This window comes from Vibrio gelatinilyticus, assembly GCF_022836845.1.
GTDB classification, from domain to species: domain Bacteria; phylum Pseudomonadota; class Gammaproteobacteria; order Enterobacterales; family Vibrionaceae; genus Vibrio; species Vibrio gelatinilyticus.
Window position 1 is genome coordinate 1 of sequence record NZ_JAJNNZ010000036.1, and the last position, 3,663, is coordinate 3,663.

Annotated in this window: 4 protein-coding genes and 1 pseudogene; 4 read left to right on the forward strand and 1 reads right to left on the reverse strand. The window is 40.9% G+C overall.

Annotated elements, in window-relative coordinates; genetic code table 11:
* Window positions 1-156 (reverse strand): annotated as a pseudogene (locus LNL84_RS19500) (IS110 family transposase); the annotation flags it as partial.
* Between the two features lie 360 nt (window positions 157-516).
* On the opposite strand from LNL84_RS19500, the gene LNL84_RS19505 reads away from it, so the two are divergent.
* The 4 genes from LNL84_RS19505 to LNL84_RS19520 all read left to right on the forward strand — a co-directional run bounded on the left by LNL84_RS19505 (window position 517) and on the right by LNL84_RS19520 (window position 3,541).
* Complete coding sequence (locus LNL84_RS19505) at window positions 517-1,269, forward strand: SDR family oxidoreductase (RefSeq protein WP_244359526.1); 753 nt, start codon at window positions 517-519, stop codon at window positions 1,267-1,269.
* A gap of 113 nt (window positions 1,270-1,382) precedes the next feature.
* On the forward strand, window positions 1,383-2,093 hold the full coding sequence (locus LNL84_RS19510) for a hypothetical protein (protein ID WP_244359527.1): 711 nt from the start codon (window positions 1,383-1,385) through the stop codon (window positions 2,091-2,093).
* Between the two features lie 173 nt (window positions 2,094-2,266).
* On the forward strand, window positions 2,267-3,094 hold the full coding sequence (locus tag LNL84_RS19515) for a DUF2971 domain-containing protein (RefSeq protein WP_244359528.1): 828 nt from the start codon (window positions 2,267-2,269) through the stop codon (window positions 3,092-3,094).
* Window positions 3,095-3,262: 168 nt separating this feature from the next.
* Window positions 3,263-3,541 carry a DUF4242 domain-containing protein gene (locus LNL84_RS19520; RefSeq protein ID WP_191118363.1) on the forward strand — a complete coding sequence of 93 codons (279 nt, stop codon included), beginning with the start codon at window positions 3,263-3,265 and terminating at the stop codon, window positions 3,539-3,541.
* The last annotated feature ends 122 nt before the right edge of the window (window positions 3,542-3,663 follow it).

Sequence of the window (3,663 nt, forward strand, 5' to 3'; positions counted from 1 at the left end):
AGGACTATGACTCTTAATCGTTTTGAGTGCTTTTTTGATTCCTTTATCGTTATTCTCTACTGAGAAAAATAGGTCTAGTGGCCTAATATGGATGTCTAATTGTGTTTTCCCTGTATCAACGCCAACGTTGATGTTTTGCTTCATTTTCGTATTCATAATAAGCTAACTCATGCTTGCGTAATGCGGGTTCGAGACCCAGTCGACTATTCGAGGTTCATGCTTGAAGTCCTATGTAGCGTTCATGTTTGTTATCGGTCTCTCGATAGAGGAGCCAGCGTTTAAACGAACTACTACATAGAAAGCTTTAGTTGCAGCTAAAGCCTGGGTCTCACATTACCCGATTGGAGTGCTTATTATCCATACAAACAATTTAAGCAGATTCGCAACGCTCGGCATTTTGGGTTTGAATCAGCTTTAGTGTTTACGGCACAATGGGTTAGGTAAGGTTGGTCTGCGTTGCTCACTACTTAATTGGGCGTTATGCATTACATCAAATTCAGCGTTTAAGGATGAATAATGAGCGTTCGAAAAGTAGTTGTTATTACTGGCGGAAGTCGAGGGATTGGTGCTGCGACAGCAAAGCTTTTTGCTCAAAAAGGGTTCTCCGTGTGTATTAATTACAAATCTAATACTGAGGCTGCCCAGGCACTCGTTAAAGAAATCAAAGCTCTAGGTGGTCATTGTATTTCTGTTCAAGCTGATGTTTCCCAAGAAAGTGATGTTCTTCAAATGTTTGAAACCGTTGACCGAGAGCTTGGTGCTGTTTCTGTTCTCGTCAACAATGCAGGGATCTTAAAGAAGCAAATTCGCTTGGAAGAAATGAGTGCAGATAGGATTAATTCAATTCTCGTAAACAATGTGACTGGCTACTTCTTGTGTTGTCGTGAAGCAGTGAAACGAATGTCAACTCGTCATGGTGGTCTCGGTGGTGTCATAGTTAATGTCTCCTCGGGAGCGGCTCGAACAGGTTCGCCGAATGAATACATTGATTATGCAGCGTCAAAAGGTGCAATTGACACGTTAACCAAAGGTCTGTCTTTGGAAGTGGCCGCGGAAGGTATCAGGGTTAACTGTGTTCGTCCGGGATTGATTTATACCGATATGCACGCTGACGGCGGAGAGCCGGATCGTATAGAACGGCTCAAAAGTAAAATTCCGATGCAACGCGGTGGCTTGCCTGAGGAGGTTGCGGAGGCCATTTATTGGTTAGCGTCTGAAAAATCATCATTTTCCACTGGTAACTTTCTGGATTTAGCCGGTGGTTTGTAATGCATAACAATGCCTTCAAGACTGATTCGTAAACGCGTGCCGAACTCGCTATCGCTCAAACATGGCACACGTTCACTCACAGCTTAAGGCGGCGTTAGGCGATTGGGTAAGTTATGAGTAATAAGAAAAATAACAGTCTTGTTTCACTGTTAGTATCAAACGATACAAAAGAATTTTGGGCTGATATATCTGAAATGAGTCTCGACAATGTTCTTGAAACTGTTGCAAAAGACCAAGAGCTTCTCAGAGAGATTCCAATTATTAAATGGGTTTGTACTTCAATCAGCGTAAAAAATTCCATTCAAAGCGCCGCTTTTATGAAAAAGTTCTCAAGTTTCATTGGGCAAGTGAACCTTGAAAGCTTCACTGAAAACGATGTGGCTTTACTTGGCGATGCTGTGGATGTCTCATCGGTAACTGATGAAATAATTGAAAATACTCTGGTTTATATTGATCGTTACCACAACGAAATGAAAGCGAAGTTATTGGGAAGGTTGTTTGTTGAAACTTTTAAATTCAATAGATTTACCGTCCGTGAATATAACTCGCTATTGTTTAGTATCGAGCAAATCCATCCATTTGAAGGTTTGGAAACACTCAAAGAGTTTTACGATTACAAGACACGTATGGATGCGGCTTCTTCAGAAGAAGAAAGGCGAAGTGTTTGGGCTGAAGGAGCTAAAATTGACTTTCAGTCATTGGCAATGTCTGGTCTGTTACGGTTGCCATCTGGGGGAGCATACACCGGCGACTTAGGTGGAGCATTTATAAACGACAAAGGCGTTAAATTTTACGAGTTCATCGTAAGAGATACCGTTCATTGAACAATCGCCTAACAAGCAATTTAAGAGGGATTCACAACGCTCGGCATTTTTGCTTCTACTTCAAATTTAGTGTTTATGGCAGAATGCTTTAGGTTTGGGTGACGGCGTTGTTCACCCCTTAATTGGGCGTTAGGTATCTAAGTTGGTCGTTATACAAGCAAGAAGAGGGGCGGTTGAAACTATATAAATATTTGCCAGTGGAAAGAGTCGATGTACTGGAGAATTTGCGAGTCAGATTTACTCAACTGAGTTCTTTAAATGACCCATATGAAATGCATCATTCTTTCAATGTAACTGATCTAGTTGATAATTTGTCCAAGGAATCTCGAGAACTATTGAACGAGTGGTGGTCGGATTTGAGTGATGACAAACGCATTGAGTTGGAGCCAGAGTATAATCAGGTTCTCAGTGAAATCGAAGATAACTCAGGTAACCTTATTAGAGAAAACAAAATGACATCTGAAATGTCAAAGTTAATGGATAAAGTTATTGGAGTGCTTTCGTTATCTCAAACGAATGAGAGTTTGTTAATGTGGTCACATTATGCAGATTCGGGTTGCGGTTACGTTATTGAGTTTGATTCTAATCACGAGTTTTTTCATCGGCCCGGGCTGAATGGTGTGAGCACTGACCCAATAGTCATAAAATATGAGGAATCCCCAAACTTATTAGACATTGACAAAGTTTACGATAGTTCGTCGATTCTAGGTGTCAAATCTAGTGAGTGGGCTTATGAAAAGGAAGTGCGATTAACTTTGAACTTTATTGGTATTAAACCTCAAGTAAACAGTGATAATCGTCCGATAATTGACCCTTTCGGTAACAAAGTCTATTTGGCAGATATACCCAAAGATGCAATTAAATCTGTTTTTTTCGGTCCTAGAACCAGTGTGGATACAAAAAATAGAATATTGAAAGCTATAAATGACAATTATATTGAGTGCCAAGTATTTGAGCACGAGGTCGCCGTTAATACTTACAAATTAATCCAGCGCGTGTAGCTACCTAACAAGGCAATCAAGGTGATGCGTTACACTCGGCGGTTTTGGTATGAAGTTCGGTGTGCTTTGTTGGTTCAGTGGGGCACACCTTATCGCAGGCGTTAGTATTTCCTGTGATGTATTTAACATTTTTGGTCTAGACTTTATGTGAACCAAAAGGAGGTAGTTATGCCTAAATATGTCATAGAAAGAGAGGTGGAAGGCGCTGGAGACCTATCAGCGGAAGAACTTCAAGGTATCTCTCAGAAATCGTGTAGTGTCCTAGAGGCTTTAGGTCCAAAAATTCAGTGGTTGGAGACATTTGTTACTCCAAACAAAATTTACTGTGTTTTTATCTCTGAAGATGAGTCACTGATTCGTAAGCATGCAGAAATGGGAGAGTTCCCAGTTAGTCAAGTAAACGAAATAAAGTCAGTGATTGACCCTACATCAGCAGAGGTTGCGTAGCTGCAACTATATTGACTACTTCAGGGACAATACTAACAATCTGTTTAAGAGTGATTCGCAACGCGTGGCATTTTTGCTATGCGTTGCGTTTAGTGTTTAAGGTGGTGTGCGGAAGCATCGGT